The 20,848-nt window shown below is 67.6% G+C and carries 15 protein-coding genes; 2 read left to right on the top strand and 13 right to left on the bottom strand.

Annotated elements, in window-relative coordinates; translation table 11 throughout:
* Positions 1-30 precede the first annotated feature (30 nt).
* The 13 genes from hglS to ACVOMH_RS11645 form a co-directional block, all read right to left on the bottom strand.
* Entirely contained in the window at positions 31-1,389 is a 1,359-nt protein-coding gene (gene hglS / locus ACVOMH_RS11705; protein ID WP_481552065.1) for a 2-oxoadipate dioxygenase/decarboxylase HglS, read from the bottom strand.
* A 94-nt stretch (positions 1,390-1,483) separates the two neighbouring features.
* Positions 1,484-2,068 carry a hypothetical protein gene (locus ACVOMH_RS11700; RefSeq protein ID WP_481552064.1) on the bottom strand — a complete coding sequence of 195 codons (585 nt, stop codon included), beginning with the start codon at positions 2,066-2,068 and terminating at the stop codon, positions 1,484-1,486.
* Between the two features lie 2 nt (positions 2,069-2,070).
* A complete protein-coding gene (locus ACVOMH_RS11695; RefSeq protein ID WP_057506616.1) occupies positions 2,071-2,817 on the bottom strand; it encodes an HAD family hydrolase in 747 nt (248 codons plus the stop codon).
* An 82-nt stretch (positions 2,818-2,899) separates the two neighbouring features.
* The gene (locus ACVOMH_RS11690; protein WP_481523102.1) at positions 2,900-3,280 is read right to left on the bottom strand and encodes an EF-hand domain-containing protein; all 381 of its coding nucleotides are present in this window, start codon (positions 3,278-3,280) and stop codon (positions 2,900-2,902) included.
* A gap of 222 nt (positions 3,281-3,502) precedes the next feature.
* Positions 3,503-3,883: a hypothetical protein gene (locus tag ACVOMH_RS11685; protein WP_481552063.1), complete on the bottom strand. Its 381-nt coding sequence runs from the start codon at positions 3,881-3,883 to the stop codon at positions 3,503-3,505.
* 55 nt (positions 3,884-3,938) lie between these two features.
* Positions 3,939-4,601 carry a M15 family metallopeptidase gene (locus ACVOMH_RS11680; protein ID WP_481552172.1) on the bottom strand — a complete coding sequence of 221 codons (663 nt, stop codon included), beginning with the start codon at positions 4,599-4,601 and terminating at the stop codon, positions 3,939-3,941.
* Between the two features lie 50 nt (positions 4,602-4,651).
* Complete coding sequence (locus ACVOMH_RS11675; protein WP_481552062.1) at positions 4,652-6,736, bottom strand: hypothetical protein; 2,085 nt, start codon at positions 6,734-6,736, stop codon at positions 4,652-4,654.
* Positions 6,737-6,793: 57 nt separating this feature from the next.
* Positions 6,794-7,540, bottom strand: a complete 747-nt coding sequence (locus tag ACVOMH_RS11670; protein ID WP_481552061.1) for an N-acetylmuramoyl-L-alanine amidase — start codon at positions 7,538-7,540, stop codon at positions 6,794-6,796.
* Positions 7,541-7,681: 141 nt separating this feature from the next.
* Positions 7,682-10,573, bottom strand: coding sequence for a TonB-dependent receptor (locus ACVOMH_RS11665; RefSeq protein WP_057506613.1), 2,892 nt, complete (start codon positions 10,571-10,573; stop codon positions 7,682-7,684).
* 474 nt (positions 10,574-11,047) lie between these two features.
* On the bottom strand, positions 11,048-12,616 hold the full coding sequence (locus ACVOMH_RS11660) for a serine hydrolase domain-containing protein (protein ID WP_481552060.1): 1,569 nt from the start codon (positions 12,614-12,616) through the stop codon (positions 11,048-11,050).
* 23 nt (positions 12,617-12,639) lie between these two features.
* On the bottom strand, positions 12,640-13,419 hold the full coding sequence (locus ACVOMH_RS11655; RefSeq protein ID WP_481523095.1) for an N-acetylmuramoyl-L-alanine amidase: 780 nt from the start codon (positions 13,417-13,419) through the stop codon (positions 12,640-12,642).
* Positions 13,416-14,678, bottom strand: coding sequence for a diaminopimelate decarboxylase (gene lysA, locus ACVOMH_RS11650; protein WP_481552059.1), 1,263 nt, complete (start codon positions 14,676-14,678; stop codon positions 13,416-13,418). The genes ACVOMH_RS11655 and lysA overlap by 4 nt, the downstream gene beginning before the upstream one ends.
* 105 nt (positions 14,679-14,783) lie before the next feature.
* Positions 14,784-17,780, bottom strand: a complete 2,997-nt coding sequence (locus ACVOMH_RS11645) for a TonB-dependent receptor (RefSeq protein ID WP_054659150.1) — start codon at positions 17,778-17,780, stop codon at positions 14,784-14,786.
* A 407-nt stretch (positions 17,781-18,187) separates the two neighbouring features.
* On the opposite strand from ACVOMH_RS11645, the gene ACVOMH_RS11640 reads away from it, so the two are divergent.
* Positions 18,188-19,648: a C40 family peptidase gene (locus ACVOMH_RS11640; protein WP_481523092.1), complete on the top strand. Its 1,461-nt coding sequence runs from the start codon at positions 18,188-18,190 to the stop codon at positions 19,646-19,648.
* The gene (locus ACVOMH_RS11635) at positions 19,645-20,742 is read left to right on the top strand and encodes a dipeptide epimerase (RefSeq protein WP_054659146.1); all 1,098 of its coding nucleotides are present in this window, start codon (positions 19,645-19,647) and stop codon (positions 20,740-20,742) included. The genes ACVOMH_RS11640 and ACVOMH_RS11635 overlap by 4 nt, the downstream gene beginning before the upstream one ends.
* The last annotated feature ends 106 nt before the right edge of the window (positions 20,743-20,848 follow it).

The raw sequence follows: 20,848 nt of genomic DNA, 5'->3' as shown, positions 1-20,848 counted from the left end.
GAGCCGCCCGTTCCGAACCGCCGCCGCGGATCAGGCAGCCAGCTGCGCCAGCGACTCGGCCTGCAGGCGTTCGTAGATGGCGAACTCGTCGCTCACCGGCGCGCCCAGCGCCTGCTCGAACGCCGCGCGGTTGGCGCGTGCGGCATAGGCGCGCTGCTCGTCGCCGCCCAGGTTGGACTGGAAGATACCGGCCGCACTGACCGGCAGGAAATCCTCGTAGATGATCGGATCGGCGGTGGCCAGACCACGTTCGATCAGGACTTCGGCCGGCAGATCGCGCGCGGCTGGCGGCAGTGCACGGCCGGCTTCGGTCAGTGCATAGCGGTAGTAGCCCAGGCCTTCGCGACGCAGACGGTCGTGGTCATCCGGGAAGCCCGCAAAAGCGGCCTGCAACCGCTGCATGTAGTCGTCGCCGGTACTGCCGGCACCACCCCGGGCGTCGGCCAACAGGACGTCGTACAGCGCGCGGCCCTTCGGCGTCAGTGCCAGCCCGCGCTGCTCGATCTCGCCAAAACGCGCGGTGTGGGTGCCCGCCTGGTTGTCGGCACCGGACGGGAAATGCACCATTTCCTCCAGCGCCTTGAAGCTGGTCTGGCGCAGCAGGATCGGGCACTGCCGGCGCGGCGGACCTTCGATCACCGCCTTGGCCGCCAGCCCGCGCGCCTGCATCTGCACCTGCGCCGCGTCGATATCCAGGGTGCGCGGGGTGAGGTGGTTGATGTGCGGACCGCGGAAGCTGACCACGTCGGCCACCAGCCGGTGCGCGCCAAGCAGCGCGCGATAGGTTTCCAGCGACACGGTGGCCTCGTTGTGCCAGCGGAAGGTTTCCAGCGCTTCCACCACGAAACGCCAGGCGTCGTCCTCGCCCAGGCCGCCGTCACGTTCGCACTGTTCGATCAGTTGCAGCACGCCGGCGGTGAAGATGGTGCGGCGGGACAGGATCTCGGCCGCCTGCGCGCGCAGGGCGTCATCCTCGATCAGCTCCAGCCGCAGCAGCGAGGTGAACACGCGGAACGGATTGCGGTTGAGCGATTCGCCATCGACAGGGCGGAACGCGGTGGAGTGCACCGGCACACCCGCCACCGACAGGTCGTAATAGCCCACCGGGTACATGCCCATCACCGCGAACAGCCGGCGCAGCGTGGCCAGTTCCTGGGCGGTGCCGACACGGATCGCGCCGTGGCGCTCCACGTCCAGGCGCTCGCGCTCGCCGCTGCGCTGCATCTGCTCGGCCAGCGCCGGCTGGGCGGCGAGCACGTTCGCGTTCACCTCTGCCACCAGTTCCACCAGCGTGCCGTACAACGGCACTTCGGTGCGGTACATGTGCGACATCGCCTGCGAGAACAGGCTGCGGATATGGTCGGGCGAAACGAAACGGTCGGCGGTCATGACAAGGCGCGCTGGCGCGGAATCGAAGGAAGCGGCCATTTTCGCCCGGAAGCGGTCACAAAGCCTATCCGCACAGCAGCAAAGCCGCGTGTCCTCAGTCGCCGGCTGCCGCCTTGAGCGCGGCAGCGTCGCGCTGCGCGCGGTCACCGAGCTGGCGCTTCAGCAGCGGATCCAGCGTGATCGGCCGGTCCCAGTGGTCGAAACTGGCGACGATGGCGTGACGCAGCGCGCGCCATTGCAGGTTGTCCGGCGCCGGCTTCCGGCTCTCCACAACCGCTTTCCAGCCGGTCTGCGGCAGGCGCGTGCGGGCACGTACCCACTCGCGACAGCCGCCACCTGCGACCTGGCCCCAGACGCAGGCGAAATAGATATCCCCGGCGTTCCAGCCGTGCTCCTGCAGCAGCGCGGTCACATAGCGCGGATGGGCGCCGGCATAGCGCGCCAGCTCATCGACGAACGCATCCGGATAGCGCGCGGCATAGGCATTGATATCGGCCAGCTGGCGATCCACCCAGGCATCACCGGTGTCCGGGGCATAGGCCGGCGCGACCGCCTCCGTTTGCACGGGGGCGGGATCTTGCGCATGCACCCCCGGCATAGCCATCAGTGCCGCACACCACAGCAGCACGCCGTGCAGGCGCCCGGTCCGGGAATGAGGCTGTGGCACCGGCGCGGACATGTTCAGCGGCCCTGCGGCGCCGCCTGGGCGGCGATCGCACGCACCGCGTCCGGCCACTGGTGGGCGGTATCGGCCTGGTGCAGGCGCGGCGCATCGGCCGACACCCCGTGCTCGGCTTCATGCGCCCAGGTCACCGCATACGGGGTATGGATGCCCCAGCCGCCCAGACCGAGCACCGGTTCGATATCCGAGCGCAGCGAGTTGCCGATCATCACGAAGCGCTCGGCCGGCAGGTTGAACTCGGCCAGCACCCGCGCATAGGTGGCGGGGTCCTTCTCCGAAACAATCTCGATGCGCGGGAACAGATCCCGCAGCCCGGAGCGCTCGATCTTCTGCTCCTGGTGGAACAGATCACCCTTGGTGATCAGCACCACCGGATAGTCGGCGGCAATGGCCGCCACCGCCTCGCGCACGCCGTCGATGACATCCACCGGATGCTGCAGGGTGCGGCGGCCGATCTCGATGATCTGGTGCAGGTGCGTGGCGGAGATCTTCTCGCCGGTCAGTTCGATGGCCGCTTCCAGCATCGACAGGGTCATACCCTTGGCGCCATAACCGAACACGGCCAGGTTGCGGCGCTCCACCTTCAACAGGTGCTGGGCGGTGCCGGCGTCGTGCAGGTCGATGTAGTGGCCGAGGATGCTCTCGAATTCCTGTTCGGCGGCGCGGTAATAGTCTTCGCTCTTCCAGAGCGTGTCATCGCCATCGAAGCCGACCAGGCCGATGGCGGAAATGTCTGCGCTGTTCATGGGCACAGGATAAACCCGGCCGCAGGCAGCTCAAAGAAAAGGGCGGCAGCGGCCGCCCTTTCCTCCCTCACCGCGGGGCGGCCTAGTTCTGCTGGGCCGCGACGTAACTGCGGTACTCGTCCGGGGTCAGCAGGCCGTCCTTGTCGCTGTCGGCCTGCTCGAACACCTGCGCCAACCCGGCATTGGCCTGCGCCTCGGTCTTGCTGATGCTGCCGTCACTGTCGGCGTCCATGCTGGCCCAGGTCTGGCCGCCATTGGCTGCCGCCGAGGCCTGGGCCGCATGCGCGGAAGCGTCCGCGGCAGCGTCCTGCGCCTGGGCGGCCTGCTGCTGCGCCTGCTGTGCCTGGACCTGTGCGGCGGCAGCCTGCTCTTTGGCGGCGCTTTGCGCCATCGCCGGCAGCGCCAGCGCCGAACCCACCACAGCAACCAGGGCGAACAGCGGGGTGCGATTACGAAGGGTCATCGGGTATTTCCTCGTCAGCTTGGAAAAGCGCGTCAACTGCGCGGAACCAACCCTGACAAGCCTTGGCTGAATGGTCTTGTCGCTGGAAAACAGCGAACGACATCGCCTTAACCCTTGTCGCACCGGCAGCAGTTACCGCGGCGGTTAGCGCCTCGTGACAGGAAAGTAAGCGGCGCATTCAAGCGTTCCACCCATCGCGCTGATACGCGATTGGAACGGTATTTAAGCGACATCGCTGTCGTCAGAAGGCTGATGGCGCGAGATGAACCACCACCAACCCAGCCCGACGCCGATCACCGCACCGAGCACTTCCAGCAGCACCCGCAGGCCCAGTTGATCCGGATCGTGGATGCCGGCCAGCGCCAGGCGCGCGTACAGCGGCGACTCCAGCCGCACCATGCCCAGATAGAACAGGTTCCAGCTGTCCACGCCCGCGGCGAGGGCACAGGCGATCAGGCTGGCCCAGGCGATCGCGTTCCCGTGTGACAGCCCGTTGCGCCTGCAGACCTGCCACCACAGCGCGAACACGACAAAACCGATCGCCAGCGCGATCAGCGCCGCCTCCAGCGAGCCCAGCAGGCCGAAATGCAGAACCAGATTCATGGGCGCGTCGACCGCTCCGGAACAGGGACACGCAGTCTACCCGCCGGCACCGGCGTCACCGCACCGGGAAGTCGTAGGCGGTGTCGGGCGTGGGCTCGGGCTGGAAGGTGAAATGCCACCATTCCATCGGGTAGTTGGCAAAACCTTCGGCCTGCATCGCGGCGACCAGCAGCTGGCGGTTGGCGCGTTGCGCGGCGCTGATGTCCGGGCTGTCGGTATGCGCCTTCAGGTCGAAGTGGTCGAAGCCGGTGCCCATGTCCAGTGCCACACACGGCCCCTGGCGGCAATCGAGCAGACCTAGGTCGACCGTGGCACCGCGGCTGTGCCCGGAGTGCTCGGCGATATAGCCGTCCAGCAGCCGGGATTTGTCGATGTTCGGGTAGTAGCGGGCTTTGGCCTGCTGGTCGGCCGGATCATGCGCCCAGACCACGAAGGCCTGCACCGCGCGCACCGGCCGATAGCAGTCGTACAGACGCAAGGCATGGCCTTGCGCCTGCAAGGCGCGTTGTACCCGTGCCAGGGCCTGCGCCGGGGCGTCGAGCAGATAGCAGTGTGGCGCCTCGTAACCGGGCACCGGACGGCCGGTGAAGTTGTCGCTGCCGGCGTAGCGCATCTCCAGGTCGAACCCCGGCGCCAGCGTGGCCACATCGCGCATGCCGGCCTGCTGCGGACCACTGGCCGGCGATACCGCCGGGGCGGCGCCGGCACTGGCCGCCATCAACAGCAGCCCCCAGCCACCGGTACGCGAAAAAACCATGCCAGCCTCCCTCACCGTGATTGTCCATTGTCCACCGCAGCGGCCGGCGGCGCCTGCGGCTGCGCGGCGTCCGCCCAGCCGCGCAGATAACCATTCAAGCCATGGTCGCGCAGCTGCTGCGCGGCACCGGGCCAGTCCAGCGGGTTGCCACTGTCCAGGCGCTCCAGCGCCGCGACGATCGCCAGTTCCACTTCCGGCAGTTTGCCCGTTTCGGGCAACACCGCGCGCCGGGCGATGGCCTCAAACAGCAGCGCGTTGGCTTCGGCATAGCTCAAGGCCGCGGTGGCACCGTGCCGCTGCCGCCAGCGCGCACTCTCCAGCACCGGATTGACGTGCGCCTGGATCAGGTAGGTGGCGCGGCCGATCAGCTTGAGGTTGCCCGGCTGCACCGCGGTCATGGTGTTGCCGACGGTGCGGCCAAGCCGTGCCATCACCGCGGTGGAATGGGCATTGAGCGCCATCTTCAGTGCCAGCGTGCGGTCCAGACCGAGCGGATCGTTGCCTTGCGGCAGGTCCAGCACGATGTCCGGCCCGGCACCGGCAGGCACCGGCACCGATTGGCTGCCATCCCTAGGCTGGCCCACCGTCACGGTGAGCACCCCGGCCCCGGCACGGTCGAAGGTCTGCCACCATTGCCGGGCCAGCGTATCCAGCGGTTCGTCGGCATAGCGCAGCAGCACACCCAGATCACCGGGCTGCGGCGGCAGCCGCTGGCGGTTGTCCGCCGACCACGACAGGTCGTACAGCGCCTGCTGTTCGCCGCCGGCGCGTTCCAGGCTGCGCAGCGCGGTCTGGCGCAGGGCCGGATCGTCCACCTGCTCGAACGCGGGACGGTAACGGGCCGTCTCCAAGCCCTGGAACGGCCGCTGCAGCAGCGCCTCCCAGGCCGCCTGCGGCGTGTCCACCGGCGCCCACACGCGGATCCACGAGGCCGGCGGCGCAGTGTCGGTACGGTCCAGCGGCGCCAAGCGGAAGGTCGGCGCGCGCTCGGTGACATCGACGAACACCGGCATCAGCGCCTGCCCGGCCAGATAGGTCGCGTGATGGCCGTCGGCATAGGCCTGGGCCTCGCGCTGCGTCCAGCGCGCCAGCTGCGGCGCATGGGCCGCCACAGCCTGCTGCAGCCGGGCAAAGCCACGCAGGCGGGTGGCGAGGGTGTCGCGCGCATCCAGTCCCAACCGCTGCGCATCGGCCGGCGCCAGCTGCGGCAGCAACAGCGCGCGCAGCGCATCCTCCAGCACCAGTCCGAGCACATACAGGCTGGTGGTGGTGGCCTGCATGCGGGTCGAGCCGGTGATCGCCTGCGGCCCGGTCGGCAGTGCGATCTTGCCGATGCGGGCGTCATCGAGCACCCGCCGGCTGCGCTCGAACGGGCGCAGCAGCGCATCGGGGTTGTTGTAGACGAACCAGACCCGGTCGGTGCCGGGACCGCGCTGGTCGGCGGCGGCCAGCGCGGTCCCGATCACCGCCGAGGTCTCGCCGCCTTCGGTCACCGCGAACACCACATCCCCGGCGCCGATGCCGTCATCGCGCAGCTGCAGCGCGCCGATCAGCGGCAGGTCCTCGAAGCCTTCCAGCGAACTGATCAGGGCGCGGTCGCCGCCGGTGATCTGGCCGCGTACCCGCTCGTCCAGTGCTGGCGGCAGCCCCTCGGCGAGCTGCGACCACCCCGGATCGGCCTGCAGCCGGTGCCAGAACGGACGCCACAGCCCGCTTTCCAGGGTTTCGGCCAGACGCCCGGTCGAGCCAGTGCCGTAGAAATAGATCCGATGGCCATCACGCAGCGCACCTTGCACCGCCGCCGAGGCGGCCTGCAGCGCGGCCATGCGCTGCGGATCGTCGGCCAGCGCCGCCAGCGCGATGGCCACATCCTCGTCCACCGACAGCAGCTGCGACAGCGCCTGCGCCGGATCGGCGGCGGCCACGTCGCTGAGGTTCCAGGTCTTGGGATGACGCTGCTCGGTCAGCAGCGTGTGCAACTGGAACTGGCCGCGCTGCTGCACGAACTGGGTCGATTCGGCGGACGCCACCAGCCCCAGCCGCTCGCTGGCGGAGGCAAGCGGACACACCGCCAGCAGGGTCAGGGCGAGGCTCATGGCAAGGCACCGGTGACGGGAAGAAAAGACGGGTTCCAGCCGGGACATGGGCACCTCTCAGCGCGTTGCCGGTGATGGCGCAGGATCGGCCGGGGCCAGGGCATGCAGGATGCGCAGGTCCTCGGCATCGAGCGCCTCGCCGCCCTGGCCGCGGTAGTGGTTGCGGAACGCGCGCACGGTGTCCGCGCGATCCTCCAGCGGATAGCCGATCAGCCGCAACGCCGTCCACGGGTCGAACCCGGCCGGTGCCGGCGGCGCATCGGCGGCCGGCCAGCGGCCGAAGCCGGCCTCGGCCAACCGTTGCCACGGAAACAGCGGGCCCGGATCGGGCTTGCGGGTGGGCGCCATATCCTGGTGGCCGATGATCTGCGTGCGCGGAATGCGCAGCCGCGTGCACAGGTCCTCCAGCAGCACCAGCAGGCTGTCGATCTGCGCCGCGGCGAACGGCGTGCTGCCATCGTTGTCCAGTTCGATGCCGATCGACACCGAATTGATATCGCGCCATCCGGCCCAGCTGCCGGCACCGGCGTGCCAGGCGCGGCGTTCGTCGCTGACCAGCTGGAAACGCCGACCATCGGCACCGATCAGATAGTGCGCGCTGACCGGGCCACCACTGTTGCGGCCGCGCAGTGTGTCCAGGCTCTGCTGCACCGAGTCCTGCTGGGTGAAGTGGATGACGATCAGCACCGGCCGGCGCAGATCCTGGTTGGCGGACGGCACCCAGGTCGCCAGCGGATTGCGCGACGGGGTCTGCGCGCAGGCGCCCAGCAGCGCGACCAGCGCCACGGGCAACAGCAGTTTCATCGGGGTTCTCATCATCACCGCGGTCCAGTAGCGACCCGTCCGGCGGTAGGCATTGCTCCGCAGCACGGGTCTGTCACGACAACCGTGCCGCCGCCGGCGGACCGGCAGCGGCACCCTCGCACTTTCAGCATCCCGCCCGCATCAGCGGAAGCGGTATTCCAGCAGCACGTTGAACGAACGGCCGCGCGGGTCGGCCACGCGCGCCTCCCAGCCGGCGCCGTCGCCGTCATCCAGATAGCGCACGGTGAACGGCGGGTCGGTGTTGAGCAGGTTGCGGATGCCGAAGGTCGCCTTCAGGTTCTCCATGCCGCTCCAGGTCAGGCTGTAGTTGTAGGTGGTGTAGGCATCCACGTTCGGATCCCACGCCGGCGGGGTGTAGCCGTTGACGATGCCGCCGGGCTTCCAGTCCTTGTAACCGCCCCGGTAGACCTGGGTCAGCGTGTGCGCCCAGTCGCCGCGGGCCCAGCCCAGGCTGACGGTATGCTTCCACTTGATCGGCAGGTTGAAGTAGCGCTCGTACTCGCCGACCAGGTTGTCGCTGTAGGGCAGGTTGTCGAAGGTCTTGGTCTTGAAGGTGTCCAGATAATTGCCGTTGAGGTGCACGTTCCAGGCACCGCCGGCCAGTTCCCCACGCAGGTTGGCGTCCAGCTCGATACCGCGGGTCAGCGTGCCACCGGTGTTGATGAAGCGCTGGTCGATCGCGATGATCGTGCCGCTGGCGTCACGGATGAAGTTGGACGCATACAGCGGGTAGTTCGCGGTCATCGTGGACAGGTTGAAACCGCTGCGGATCGTGTTGGTGCGTTCGATCTCCCACCAGTCGACGCTGAGGTTGAAGGCATCCCACGGCGCCAGCACGAAGCCGATGCTGCGCTGTTCGGCTTCTTCCGGCTTCAGGTTCGGATTGCCGCCGGTGATGATGTCCGGGCGGATCTGCACGCTGCAGGCGGCCACGTCAGGGTTGTACTGGCCGCGCGGGCAGGTCGCCGGATCGGCCAGGTCCAGACCGGTGTACTGGGTCTCGGTGATGCCGCGGAACAGCTTGGCGAAGTCCGGCACCTTGAAACCGGTGCTGTAGGAACCGCGGAACACCAGCCAGTCGATCGGCTGCCACTTCAGCGAGTACTTCGGATTGGTGGTGCCACCGAAGCCGTCATAACGGTCATGGCGCACCGCCAGGTTCAGTTCCAGGCTGTCGAGCACCGGCAGGTTGAACTCGGCGAACGCCGCTTTCACGTTGCGCTGCTTGGGCGACATGTAGTTGGCCGCATCGCCCGGCACACCGAACACATAGGCGTTGCCGGCCAGCCATTCGGCCGGACCGCCGAATTCGTATTCCTCGCGACGCAGGTCCACCCCCACCGCGGCCTGCACCTGGTCCTCGCCCCACAGCGTGAAGCCGAGGCCGCCGCTGAAACTGGCGTCGAAGGTGGTGGTGGTCGAGGTGCCCTCATAGATCTGCAGGCCGCTGGCATCGGCCGCGGCCAGCGCGTCACGGCCGGCCTGCGACTGCGCCTGGCCGGGCATCAGGAACGGATTGAGCAGGCCGCTCTTCAGCGCGGCCTTCAGCTGCGGAGTGAAGTAGTAGCCGCCGGCGGTGGTCGATTCGGCCTTGCTCTGCGCGCGCGACAGACCGACATCGTAATCCCACGTGCCCAGCGTGCCGGTCATGCCGAACAGCAGGCGGTAGGCCTTGGTGCTGGTCTCGATCTGGCGCGGGCCGCAGACCTCGCAGCGCCAGCGGTAGGCGATCGGCCGGCCATAGACCAGGTTGGCCTGGTTGCCGAAATAGCCCTGCAGCTGGTTGTAGACCGCGTCGTAGGTGGCCTGGGTGTTGGCGTTGAGCTCGTAGGCGTCGAGCTGGGTGGCGCTGGCATTGATGCTGGTGGTGATCTGCTGCGCCTCGAACTGGCGCTTGGAGGTCACCTTCGAGCCCATCAGCTCGGCGTAGAACTCGTGGCTGTCGCCGAGCCGGAAGGTGGCGCGGCCGACACCCTGCACGGTATCCACCGGCTGCTGGATGGTGCGCGCGCGGCCATAGTCCCAGGCGCAGCCGAAGCTGGCGCCGGGGCTGGCCCAGATCTTGTCGTCGTACGGGCCCATCATGTCGCCGCCGGCCTCGCAGCCGGCACCGCCGGGCAGATCCAAGGTGTTGACCGTGGTCTTGGTCAGGCCGCTGGCCGGGTCGCGCAGGCCGCCGCCGATCAGGCTGCCGGTGCCGCTGACGATGTTGGCGAACGGGGTGCCACGCGTGTCCGGCGACAGCCCGCGCTCGGGCTGGAAGCTGTTGACGAAATCGCGCTGGTTGCCGCGCAGGATCTTGTTCTTCTTGGCGTTGACCGCGGCCCAGACGTTCCAGCGGTCGCTGTCCAGATCACCCCAGCCACCGAGCAGGCTGGCGTGGTAGATGTTGCCGCCGCCTTCCTGGGTGACGTCGGCGCCGGAGGTCAGGGTGATCCCCTGGTAGTTGGTGCGGGTGATGAAGTTGATCACCCCGCCGATGGCGTCGGTGCCGTACACCGCCGAGGCGCCATCGCGCAGCACTTCCACCCGCTCGATCGCGGCGAAGGGAATCGAGTTCAGATCCACCACCTGGCCGGCCAGGCCATGGGCGGCGACCCGGCGGCCGTTGAGCAGCACCAGCGTCGCGTCGGCGCCCTGGCCGCGCAGGTTGGCGCCGGACACGCCGTTGTTGCCGCGGGTTCCGGGTGGGGCGACGCCGCTGTTGGCGGCCAGGCTGTCCGGACCGCTGCTGGCGATGTTCAGCTGCTGCAGCAGCTGTTCGGCCGAGGTGATGCCCTGCGCCTCGATCTCGGCCTTCTGGATGATGGTGACCGGCAGCGCGGCCTCCACGTCGGTGCGCTGGATACGCGAACCGGTGACCGAGACGCGGTCCAGGGTGCGGGCCTCGGGCGAGCCGGCCGCAGCCGTGGCCGGCGAGGTCTGGGCGAAGGCGGCCAGCGGGCTGCCCAGTGCAAGCAGCACTGCGGCGCTGAGGTGGTGACGACGTGCGGGACGGGACAAGGCGGGCATGCTCTCTTTCTCTCCAAAGGGCGCATTACGGTGGGTGCTCTGGAAGCGGCCCGGTCCACTGCCCGCCCGTTTCCGGAAACAGGACGACCGTGCACCGCTCCCTCCTGCAATGGCGGCAACAAGGCCGCCCACTCATCACAGGGACGTCCCTCCCCGGGACGTCTCCCTCCTTCCCTGGTTGCACTGCCCGGGGTGCCTCCCTGTCAGCCCCGACCTGCAACTACCCGGGCCCGACCGGCGCCCGCCTGCTCCTGCCGCCCCCGCGGCCGGCTGCTGCTGGTGCCTGCGTGGACGCTTGCGTTCCGTTCAATACCGGCGCGGCTTGACGGACAGCACGGATTTACAGTTGTTTAACATGACCTGAATCAAACGGTCAATAAAGTATTCCCAAGCTTGGGGGTGCAGAAAAATAAAATATTTTTGTGCGCCGCAGCAGGCGATTCGCCGGGTGCCTGCCCGGCGCCGCCCGCCCGCTCAGGGGCAATCCCCCAGCCGGCGGAACTCCAGGTCCTGGAAGTCGTAGCTGAAGTCGATGTCCGGATCGATCGCGCGCAGCTGCATGCGCCGCTGCGTGCCGGCACCGGAGAACTCCAGCCAGGCCTCGGCGTCTTCGCCCAGCGCCAGCCACTGCAGCCAGCGCCGCCCACCGGACTGCACCAGCCGCGCGCGCATGGCCGGCGACTTGTCCGAGACCCACAGCATCCCGCCTTCGCCGGGGCACAGCGTCACCCGGCCGAACCACGGATCGCTCCAGACCCCGGCATCGGCCCCGACCTGCGCCGGCGTCACCACCACCGGCGGCGCCAGCACCGGGCGCACCTGGCCGGCCGACCGCCGCTGCGCGGCCTCGCGCTCCAGCAGCCGGGCGTAATGCAGCACGTCGCCGGCCTCCTGCGGGGCGGTATAGCGCTTGAGCAGCGCCTGCATCAGCGCGGTGCGGGCCGCCTCGCCCTCGCCGTTGATCAGGATCACCACGCCGGTGCGCCGGTCCGGCAGCAGCGCCAGCGAGGAATACATGCCCGACAGCGTGCCGGTGTGGGCGACCTTCCACTGGCCGTCCATGTCCGACAGCCGCCAGCCGTAGCCATAAGCGTGGAAGTGGGTGTTGTCCCAGTCGCGCAGGCGCTGGCCGACCGGCATCGGCATGTGCGCCGTCCACAGCGCGCGCCGCTGGGCGGCGTCCAGCCAGCCCGGCGCCTGCGCCGGATCGAGCAGCACCTGCATCCAGCGCAGCATGTCGTTGACGCTGCAGCGCACGCCGCCGGCCGCGGCGGACGGGAAGTCGGCCACGGTGTCCGGATCGGCGTCCGCGGCGATATTGCGCTCGCCCTGGCGGTAATGCGGCCGGGCGATATTGCCGACCGCCGCGGCCGACCATTGCCCCACCTGGCAGCGCGTCAGCCCCAGCGGCTGGAAGATCTCCTCGCGCACCAGGGTCGCATACGGCTTGCCGGCCGCCGCCGCGGCGACCTCACCGGCGACCACGTACAGCAGGTTGTCGTAGGCGTAATCGGCACGGAAGCTGCCCACCGGCTTGAGATGGGCCAGTCCGGCGAGGATGTCCTGGCGGCTGAAGCGGTTCGGCTCCGGCCACAGCATCAAATCGCCGGCGCCCAGGCCCAGGCCGCTGTTGTGGATCAGCAGGTCGCGCACCTGCAGATTGGCGGTCACCCACGGGTCGTACATGCGGAACCCGGGCAGATGTTTCGTCACCGGGTCTTCCCAGCGCAGCGTGCCGGCCTGGACCAGCCGCGCCAGCACCGCGCCGGTCATCGCCTTGGTGTTGGAGGCGATCTTGAACAGCGTGTCGGCATCGACCGGCTGCCCCAGACCGGCGGCCTGCTCGCCGCGGGTGACGACCTGCACGATCCGGCCGTCCTCGATCACCCCGACCGCGATACCGGGCAGCCGGTAGTGCGCCATCGCCTGCTCGACCAGCGTCTCCACCGGTGCCGGCAAGGACGCCGGGGTGGCGGCAGAGGGAAGCGCCAGCCCGCAGGCGAGCGCCAGGGCGGCCATACGCGGCCAGACGGTAAACGACATCGTCAGGTGTCCTCGCTCATGGATCAGGGAACCGGCGCGGCGGCCGGCAACAGCGGCCGGGTCAGCGCGTGCAGGATGCGGCGGTCTTCCTCCTCCAGCACCGCGCTGTCGCTGTCGATGCCGCGGAAGCGGTGGCGGAACGCACGCAGCGTCGCCGCCGGATCCTCCAGCGGATAGCCCAGCGCGGCCAGCGCCAGCCAGCCATCGAACGCGGCCGGCGGCTCGCCGGCCGCCGGATCCGGCCAGATGCCGAAACCGGCCTGGTACAGGCGCTGCCACGGGAAGAGCGGGCCCGGATCGATCTTGCGTCCCGGTGCCAGATCCTGGTGGCCGATGATCTGGCTGCGCGGGATGCCCAGGCGCGTGGTCAGGTCGTCCAGCAGCACGATCAGCCGTTCGATCTGCACCTCCGGATACGGCGAGCGGCCATCGTTGTCGATCTCGATACCGATCGAGGCCGAATTGATGTCGGTGATCGCGCCCCAGCGCCCGCCGCCGGCGTGCCAGGCGCGCTTGCGCTCATCGACCAGCTGGTACAGCGTGCCGTCCTTGCCCAGCAGGTAGTGCGCGCTGACCGGCCCGTTGCTGTTGGCCGTCTGCAGGGTGCGCAGGCTGCCTTCGGCGGTCTCGCCGGCGGTGTAGTGCAGCACCACCAGCACCGGCCGCCGCGTGTCGTGGTTGGGCGAGCGTGCCCACTGCGCGAGCGGATTGTGATGCGCACAGCCCGAGACCAGGGCCACCAGCAGCAGCGCCAGCAGGCCGCGTGCCCAGCGCGATCGGCGTGCCACAGCGCCCGCGCTCATGTCCGCACCCATTCGGTGGCCGGCAGCTCGGCCGCGAGCAGCTCGTCCAGCGTCTGCCGGCGCCGCACCAGCGCATAGCGATCACCGTCCACCAGCACCTCGGCCGGCAGCGGCCGCGAGTTGTAGGTCGAACCCATCGAGGCGGCATAGGCACCGGCGCCGAGGATCGCGACCAGCTCGCCGGCCGCGCAGGGCGGCAGCAGGCGATCGGTGGCGAAGGTGTCGCCGGTCTCGCATACCGGCCCGACCACGTCGTAGCGAACCGACGCCTGCCCGCCATCGATACGCACGATGTCGTGCCAGGCGTCATACAGCGTTGGCCGCAGCAGGTCGTTCATTGCCGCGTCCAGCACCAGGAAGCGGCGTTCCTGGCCGTGTTTTTCCAGCAGCACGCGGCTGAGCAGCAAGCCGGCCTCGGCCACCAGCCAGCGGCCCGGCTCGACCAGGATGCGGCCGCCGAAGCCGGCCAGCGCCTGCGCGATCGCCGCGGCGTACTCGCGCGCATCCGGCGCCTGTTCGCCTTCGCGGTAACGCACGCCCAGTCCGCCACCGACATCGATACTGGCGATGGGATGGCCCGCCGCTTCCAGCTCTTTCCAGAACGCGGCCATGCGTGCCAGTGCCTCGCGTACCGGCGCCAGGCTGAGCAGTTGCGAGCCGATGTGCATGTGCAGCCCGTCCAGGCGCACATTCGGCCATTGCGCCCGCGCCTGGAACCAGCCGCGGGCCTCGGCGATGGAAACGCCGAACTTGTTCTCGGCCTTGCCGGTGGAGATCTTGGCGTGGGTCTGTGCGTCCACGTCCGGATTGATCCGCACCGCGGCGGTGGCCATCAGCCCGCGCGCGGCGGCGATGCGCTGGAGGCTGTCCAGCTCGGCCCGCGATTCGATGTTGAAACGGCCAATGCCCACTTCCAGCGCCAGCACGATCTCCGCATCGGACTTGCCGACCCCGGAGAACACGATATCGGCCGCGGCGATGCCCGCGCGCAGCGCGCGTTCCAGCTCGCCGGCGGAAACGATGTCCGCCCCCGCGCCCTCCTCGGCCAGCAGGCGCAGCACCGCCGCGTTGCCATTGGCCTTGAGCGCATAGCGGATACCCGCGTTCAGGCCGGACAGCGCCTGCCGCAGCGCCCGCACGCGCTGGCGCAGCGCCGGGGCCGAGTACACATACAGCGGCGTGCCTTCGCGGGCGGCCAGCGCCGGCAGATCCACCTGGTCGAACGTGGCCGGCAAACCGTCCCGGCGATGTTTTTCCACAACGTGCTCCAAAGCAGTGCTCCAGAAAAAAGGCGGCCCCACTGCACGGGGCCGCCGGAGGGGAATCTCAGAACCGATGGACCGTCATTGACGGACGCGGCCGGCTCAGAAGTTCCAGGTCACCACCAGATTCGTATAGCGCGGTGCCTGCCAATTGGTGCCTTCGCCGAAGTAAGGCATCTTTGTCCCCGGGGTGCTCTCGTAGCGGGAGTGCACATTGACCACGGTCTGCCGGTTGAGCAGGTTGTACACCGACAGGCGAGCCTTCAGGTCGATGCCTTCCACCGGCAAGGTCCACATCACGCTGGCACCCATATCGATCACCCAGGGCATGCGGCCGAAGGCGCCGCGTCCGGAATACTCCAGCTCGCGGGTCGCCCAGGTCGAGCAGTTGGCCTTGCACAGCCACCCGGAGCCACCGCCACTGTATTCACCCGGGCCACCGGCATTGCGGTTGTCGTCCGGCCACACCACGCCGAACGCGGTGATCGGGCCGCCCGAGCGGGCCGACAGCGTGCTGCCGAAGGACCATTGCTCATTGAGCTTGAAGGTGCCGCGCAGCTTGAACTGGTGGCGGGCGTCATTGAAGGTGACACCGAAACGCTCGTTGACGGCCGGGTGATCGTAGTACTGCACCAGGTTGGTGTCGTTGTAGCCGGTATCCGAATTGACCGGCCCTTCGATATTGCCCTCGCTCTTGGACAGCAGGTAGCTGGCATTGAACGACCACTTGTCATTCCAGGCACGGTCAACCTGGAACTCCAGCGCCTTGTAGGTACGCTTGGGACGCTTGTAGCCCATGATGTTGCCACTGCCCAGGGCCTTGTAGCCGTCCTTGGACGAATCCAGCGTCACCCAGCTCTCGGTATCCGGGCACCACAGCTGATTGGTTTCACCCGGGTTGATGATCGGCCAATCTCCGGAATACCAGGCGCAGCCTTCCACATGGTTGATGCGCGCATCTTCCACCGCACGCGTCATACGGCGGTAGGTGGCGTTCACGCCGTAGGACCATTCCTCGTTGATCGCCTGCTGGAAGCCCAGGATGTATTCGTCCTGGAAGACCTGCTTCAGGTCACGCGCCACCGCCGTGCGCACATCCGTCGGTGCCGGGGCATTGCCATCGGTGTTCACCGGGCCGATCTGCTGGCCGAGCACCGGAACCAGGTAGGTATTGCCAGTCGAGCTCTGCTTCTGTGCCCAGCCATTGAGCGCATAGTAGGTGTGCTCGTCGGTGGTACCACCACCGAAGTAGTCGGCGATCTTGTTGGTGAGCGGGGTGTAGTAGCGGCCGGCGTTACCAAACACTTTCATCGAGCCATCGCCCTTCACGTCCCAGCTGAAGCCCAGGCGCGGGGAGATCATGTCGGTGAACTTGCTCTTGGCAAAGGTCGCACCGGAAGCCAGCTTGTTGTGGAACTGGTCAAAGCGCACGCCAAGGTTCAACAGCAGGTTCGGCGTGACATTCCAGTTGTCTTCCACATAGAACGCCTGCGCCTTGGTGCTCACCGGCGAGCCGGTAACCTTGTAACGCGCATCGATGATGTCGGTGACGCCGGGGGGCAGCACCACGCCATTGACCGAACTACCGGCGTTCACCACCAGTGCCTGGTACATGAACCCGTCGCCCGGATAGACCACCGAGCTGTCCGAATCCATCACCTCCTGGTCCATGCCGAAGCGGACCAGGTGATCGCCCAAAGTCCATTCGAAGTCCAGGCGCGCCGCCTCTCGCTTGTCCTCGCGGCTGCTGATGGCGGCATTGGTCGGGTGGCAGCCCTCGTTGGTCTTGGGGCCGTACTTCTTGGTGTAGCTGGACGCCAGGGTGATGATGCTGCACTCGGCATCCAGCGGGCTGTTGCTCATGGCACTGCGCTTGTTGACGCCGTACATCGCCTTGGCGACAAAGTTGTCGGTGAGGCTGCCGGTATAGGTCAACGACCAGTTGTCGCCACCGGAGGAACCGCTGCTCTGGCCGCTGGAATCACCGAAGATGTTGGTATCCCAGTTGTAGTTCTCATAACTGGTGGTGACCGAATCGGCCTTGTCCGAGAATGCCAGCAGCTCCAGGCGGTTGTTGTCGTTGATGTACCAGTCGAGCTTGGTGCCCCAGAAATCGTTGTTGCTCTTGGTCTTCCACGCCTCGGTGGTGTCCACGTCCTGCGATTTGCTGTCGCGGTTCTCGTACATCGCGAAGAAGAACAGCTTGTCCTTCATGATCGGACCGGAAGCCCACACATTGGTCTTTGTCAACGGGCTGCGATCGCGGCTGGTACGGTCGCGCTCGTCGATGGTGCCGTCGCTATGGAAATGGTCCTTCTTCGCCGAAGCCCATGCCGAGGGCTCCATGGTGACTTCGACGCCGCCCTTGAACTCGTTGCTGCCGGAACGGGTGATGGCGTTGATGACGCCACCGGTGCTGCGGCCGAACTCGGCCGAGTAGCCTCCGGTCTTGATCTGGAACTCTTCGTAGAAATTGAAGGGCACCGTCGAGAAGCCCTGGCGACGATAGGGGTCGGTGACGTTCAGCCCGTTGATGTAGGCCACGTTCTCGGCGACGGAGGAGCCGCCGAAGCTCAAGCCGCCGAAGCTTGAGCCCGAGCTCACCACGCCCGGCGCCAGCAACGCGACCGCGGCCACGCTCTGGTCCACCGGCATGCGCGAAAGCTCTTCGCGGTTGATGTTGAACGAGGACTCGGTCGAGTACACGTCCACGCGGTTGACGATGCGAGAACCGAGCACCTGCACCGAATCCAGAGTCACCGCGCCGCCGGCGGTGGCGCCACCGAGGTTGACCGTGGTGGTGCCGCCCAGCGACACGTTCACGCCCAGCGGTTCCTTGTCGGTCTCGCCATCACGCTTGACCTGCAGGCTGTAGTCGCCGACCGGCAGCTGGCTCAGGCGGTAGGCACCATCGGCGCCGACGGTCACGGTACGGGTCAGACCGGTGGCCTTGTTGGTGATGGTGATCTGGTCACCGGAACTTGCCCGGCCGGCGATCGCACCGGTGGCACTCTGTGCCATCGCGCTCGGCGCCAACGCCCCCAGGCACGCGCCCAGCGCAACCGCCAAAGCCGCTTTCTTCAACATTTTCGTGTTCATCCCCTGCTCTCTCCTGCAGATATTGAAAGTACCGCGCAAAACAACTTGTTATGCCGCTGCCCGTGGCACAGCCGGTCACTGGCAGTGGGAGTTCCCCTGATCGAAACGGAAAGGCTGCCTGTCCCGGCGCTCCAGCAGGCGACCGCGTTGCCCACCCTCGCCCGGCTCGCCTGTCGCTCCCTCCGACATGCCGACCGTCAGGCCCGGCAACGCACCGCCCGGACATCGATTGGCGGGAAGCAACGGGATGAAGATTTGGCGAATGGCTGGATCCACGGCAACACTTCTCTGGTGCAGGGTGGTGACGGCTGTGTACCACGCACCCGACAGCCGGTCAATAATTTATTCTTGCTTTAATTGGCGAAAGGAATAAATATTCCAAGGCACCATCAGAGGGGAACGCTCCAATGACCACCATTCCGGCGCAGCTGTTGCACCGACGCCTCGCCCCGCTGACCCGGGCCCTGATTCTTGCCACGGCGCTGTGCGCCGGACCGGCGTTCGCGCTGACCCTGTCACCGCCCAAGCCGGCCGCGCAGGCACCCGCCTACGCCGGCATCATCGGACTGGAGGAACGCCTGCTGGCGCCGCAGCCGTGGATCGCCCAACTGCCCGATGCCGACAAGCTGATCCTGGACCGCGCCGCCATCGCCGCGCAGAACGCGCGCATGCGCCAGCTCGACACTTCGATCATCGACCTGCGCGCCCTGCCGGCGACACTGCCGGAAGTACTGGTGCGCGAGCACATCGACGGCATCTCCCGCCTGCCAACCCGCCCGCTGTACGACGTGCAGGGCAAGCGGGTCGGCGCCGACCAGCTGCGCGCGATCAGCGACAACCTGGCGCTGGAGCGCATTCCGGCAAGCCGCCCGATCCAGTACGGGCTGGTGGTGCACCGCGCCGCGCTGCGTGCTTTCCCCACGGCGCTGCGGGTGTTCAGCAGCCAGGGCGACACCGACATCGACCGTTTCCAGGAGTCGGCGCTGTTCCCCGGCGACGCGGTGGCGGTGCTGCATGAAAGCGCCGACGGCCAATGGGTGTTCGTCGCCAGCGAACGCTACGCGGCATGGATGGAGAAGCGTTTCATCGGGATCGGCAGCGCCGGGCAGGTGTTCGGTTACGGCGCGCAAGGGCCGTACCGGGTGATCACCGCGGGCAAGGCCTTCACCGCACACACACCGGAGGAACCGCGTGTGTCCAACCTGCAGCTGGAGATGGGCGTGCGCGTGCCGGTGCTGGCCGACTGGCCGGCGATGGAGCCGGTCAACGGCCAGCAGGCCCATGCCGGCCATGTGATCCAGCTGCCGGTGCGCAACGACGATGGCAGTCTCGGCTTCGCACCGGCGCTGCTGCCGCGTTCGCAAGAGTCTTCCGACGACTACCTGCCGCTGACCCAGGCCAACCTGATCACCCAGGCGTTCAAGTTTCTCGGCGAGCGCTACGGCTGGGGCCATTCCTACGACACCCGCGACTGCAGCGGCTTCGTCTCGGAGATCTACCGCAGCTTTGGCGTGCTGCTGCCGCGCAACACCAGCGCGCAGGCGATCAGCCCGGCCTTGAACCGCGTTCCTTTCACCGACAAGGACAGCAAGGCCAAGCGCAGTGATGCGATCGCCGGGCTGCAGGTCGGCGACCTGGTCTACATCCCCGGCCACGTGATGATGATGCTGGGCGACGCCAATGGCCTGACCTGGGTGATCCACGACACCTCCGGTGGCAGCTGGTATGGCGCCGACGGCAAGCGCGTGCACGCCAGCCTCAACGGCGTCTCGGTGACCCCGCTGCAGCCGATGATGGCCAGCGACACCGCCAGCTATATCGACCGCATCACCAACATCCAGCGCATCCGCCCGCAAGACACCAAATGAAGATCACCGACATCGAACTGGGCATGCTCCGCGTGCCACTGAAAACACCGTTCAAGACCGCATTGCGCACCGTGGAATCGGTGGAGGATGTGGTGGTTCTGGTGCGCACCGACACCGGCCATACCGGCTACGGCGAGGCCCCGGCCACGGCGGTGATCACCGGCGACACCCACGGCTCGATCATCGAAGCCATCAACAGCTTCATCAAGCCGCGCCTGATCGGCGAGGACATCGGCAACCTCAACCGGATCTGTGGCCTGATCCAGTCCTCGCTGGAACGCAACACCAGCGCCAAGGCGGCCGTGGAAATCGCCATCTACGACCTGTGGGCGCAGCTGCACGGCGCGCCGCTGTACCAGATGCTGGGCGGCGGCGACCCGGTGATCACCACCGACATCACCATCAGCGTGGACTACATCGACAAGATGGTGGCCGACTCGCTGTCGGCACTGGACCGCGGCTTCGAATCGCTGAAGATCAAGGTCGGCAAGGACATCGGCCTGGACATCGAGCGGGTCAAGGCGATCCACGCCGCGGTCGAAGGTCGCGCCCTGCTGCGCCTGGATGCCAACCAGGGCTGGACCGCCAAGCAGGCGGTGTACGCGATGAACGCGCTGGAGAACGCCGGCGTGGTGCTGGAACTGCTCGAGCAACCGGTCAAGGCCAACGACATCGCCGGCATGAAGTACGTCACCGAACGGGTCAACACGCCGGTGATGGCCGATGAGAGCGTGTTCAGCCCGCACCAGGTGTTCGACCTGATCCAGCAGGGCGCCGCGGACATCATCAACATCAAGCTGATGAAGACCGGCGGCATCTCCAACGCGATCAAGATCGCCGACATCGCCGCGCTGTACGGCGTGCCGTGCATGATCGGGTGCATGCTCGAATCGAGCATCAGCGTTGCTGCCGCCGTGCACCTGGCGGTGGCCAAGTCCGGTGCGATCAGCAAGGTCGATCTGGATGGTCCGTCGCTGAGCCAGTTCAATCCGGTCGAAGGCGGGGTGATCTTCAACGAATCGGAGATCAGCATCACCAATGCGCCCGGCCTGGGCATCATCGAAGTGCGCGGCCTGGAGATGATCGCCGCATGATCGCGATGGCAGCGGCAACCGTTCTCTCTCCGGTTGCCGCTGCCGTCTGCGGACCACGGTCTGCCCGCGGCGGCGTCCCCCTCATCGCCATGAGGCGCCACGGCCG

This window comes from Stenotrophomonas sp. STEN013 (genome assembly GCF_056760355.1).
This window is presented reverse-complemented; position numbering and strand designations above follow the sequence as displayed.

Bases quoted from the DNA above. Each gene is read 5' to 3' on its own strand.
- hglS (WP_481552065.1), bottom strand. From the start codon at position 1,389: ATGACCGCCGACCGTTTCGTTTCGCCCGACCATATCCGCAGCCTGTTC.
- ACVOMH_RS11700 (WP_481552064.1), bottom strand. From the start codon at position 2,068: ATGTCCGCGCCGGTGCCACAGCCTCATTCCCGGACCGGGCGCCTGCAC.
- ACVOMH_RS11695 (WP_057506616.1), bottom strand. From the start codon at position 2,817: ATGAACAGCGCAGACATTTCCGCCATCGGCCTGGTCGGCTTCGATGGC.
- ACVOMH_RS11690 (WP_481523102.1), bottom strand. From the start codon at position 3,280: ATGACCCTTCGTAATCGCACCCCGCTGTTCGCCCTGGTTGCTGTGGTG.
- ACVOMH_RS11685 (WP_481552063.1), bottom strand. From the start codon at position 3,883: ATGAATCTGGTTCTGCATTTCGGCCTGCTGGGCTCGCTGGAGGCGGCG.
- ACVOMH_RS11680 (WP_481552172.1), bottom strand. From the start codon at position 4,601: ATGGCGGCCAGTGCCGGCGCCGCCCCGGCGGTATCGCCGGCCAGTGGT.
- ACVOMH_RS11675 (WP_481552062.1), bottom strand. From the start codon at position 6,736: ATGAGCCTCGCCCTGACCCTGCTGGCGGTGTGTCCGCTTGCCTCCGCC.
- ACVOMH_RS11670 (WP_481552061.1), bottom strand. From the start codon at position 7,540: ATGAAACTGCTGTTGCCCGTGGCGCTGGTCGCGCTGCTGGGCGCCTGC.
- ACVOMH_RS11665 (WP_057506613.1), bottom strand. From the start codon at position 10,573: ATGCCCGCCTTGTCCCGTCCCGCACGTCGTCACCACCTCAGCGCCGCA.
- ACVOMH_RS11660 (WP_481552060.1), bottom strand. From the start codon at position 12,616: ATGTCGTTTACCGTCTGGCCGCGTATGGCCGCCCTGGCGCTCGCCTGC.
- ACVOMH_RS11655 (WP_481523095.1), bottom strand. From the start codon at position 13,419: ATGAGCGCGGGCGCTGTGGCACGCCGATCGCGCTGGGCACGCGGCCTG.
- ACVOMH_RS11645 (WP_054659150.1), bottom strand. From the start codon at position 17,780: ATGAACACGAAAATGTTGAAGAAAGCGGCTTTGGCGGTTGCGCTGGGC.
- ACVOMH_RS11640 (WP_481523092.1), top strand. From the start codon at position 18,188: ATGACCACCATTCCGGCGCAGCTGTTGCACCGACGCCTCGCCCCGCTG.
- ACVOMH_RS11635 (WP_054659146.1), top strand. From the start codon at position 19,645: ATGAAGATCACCGACATCGAACTGGGCATGCTCCGCGTGCCACTGAAA.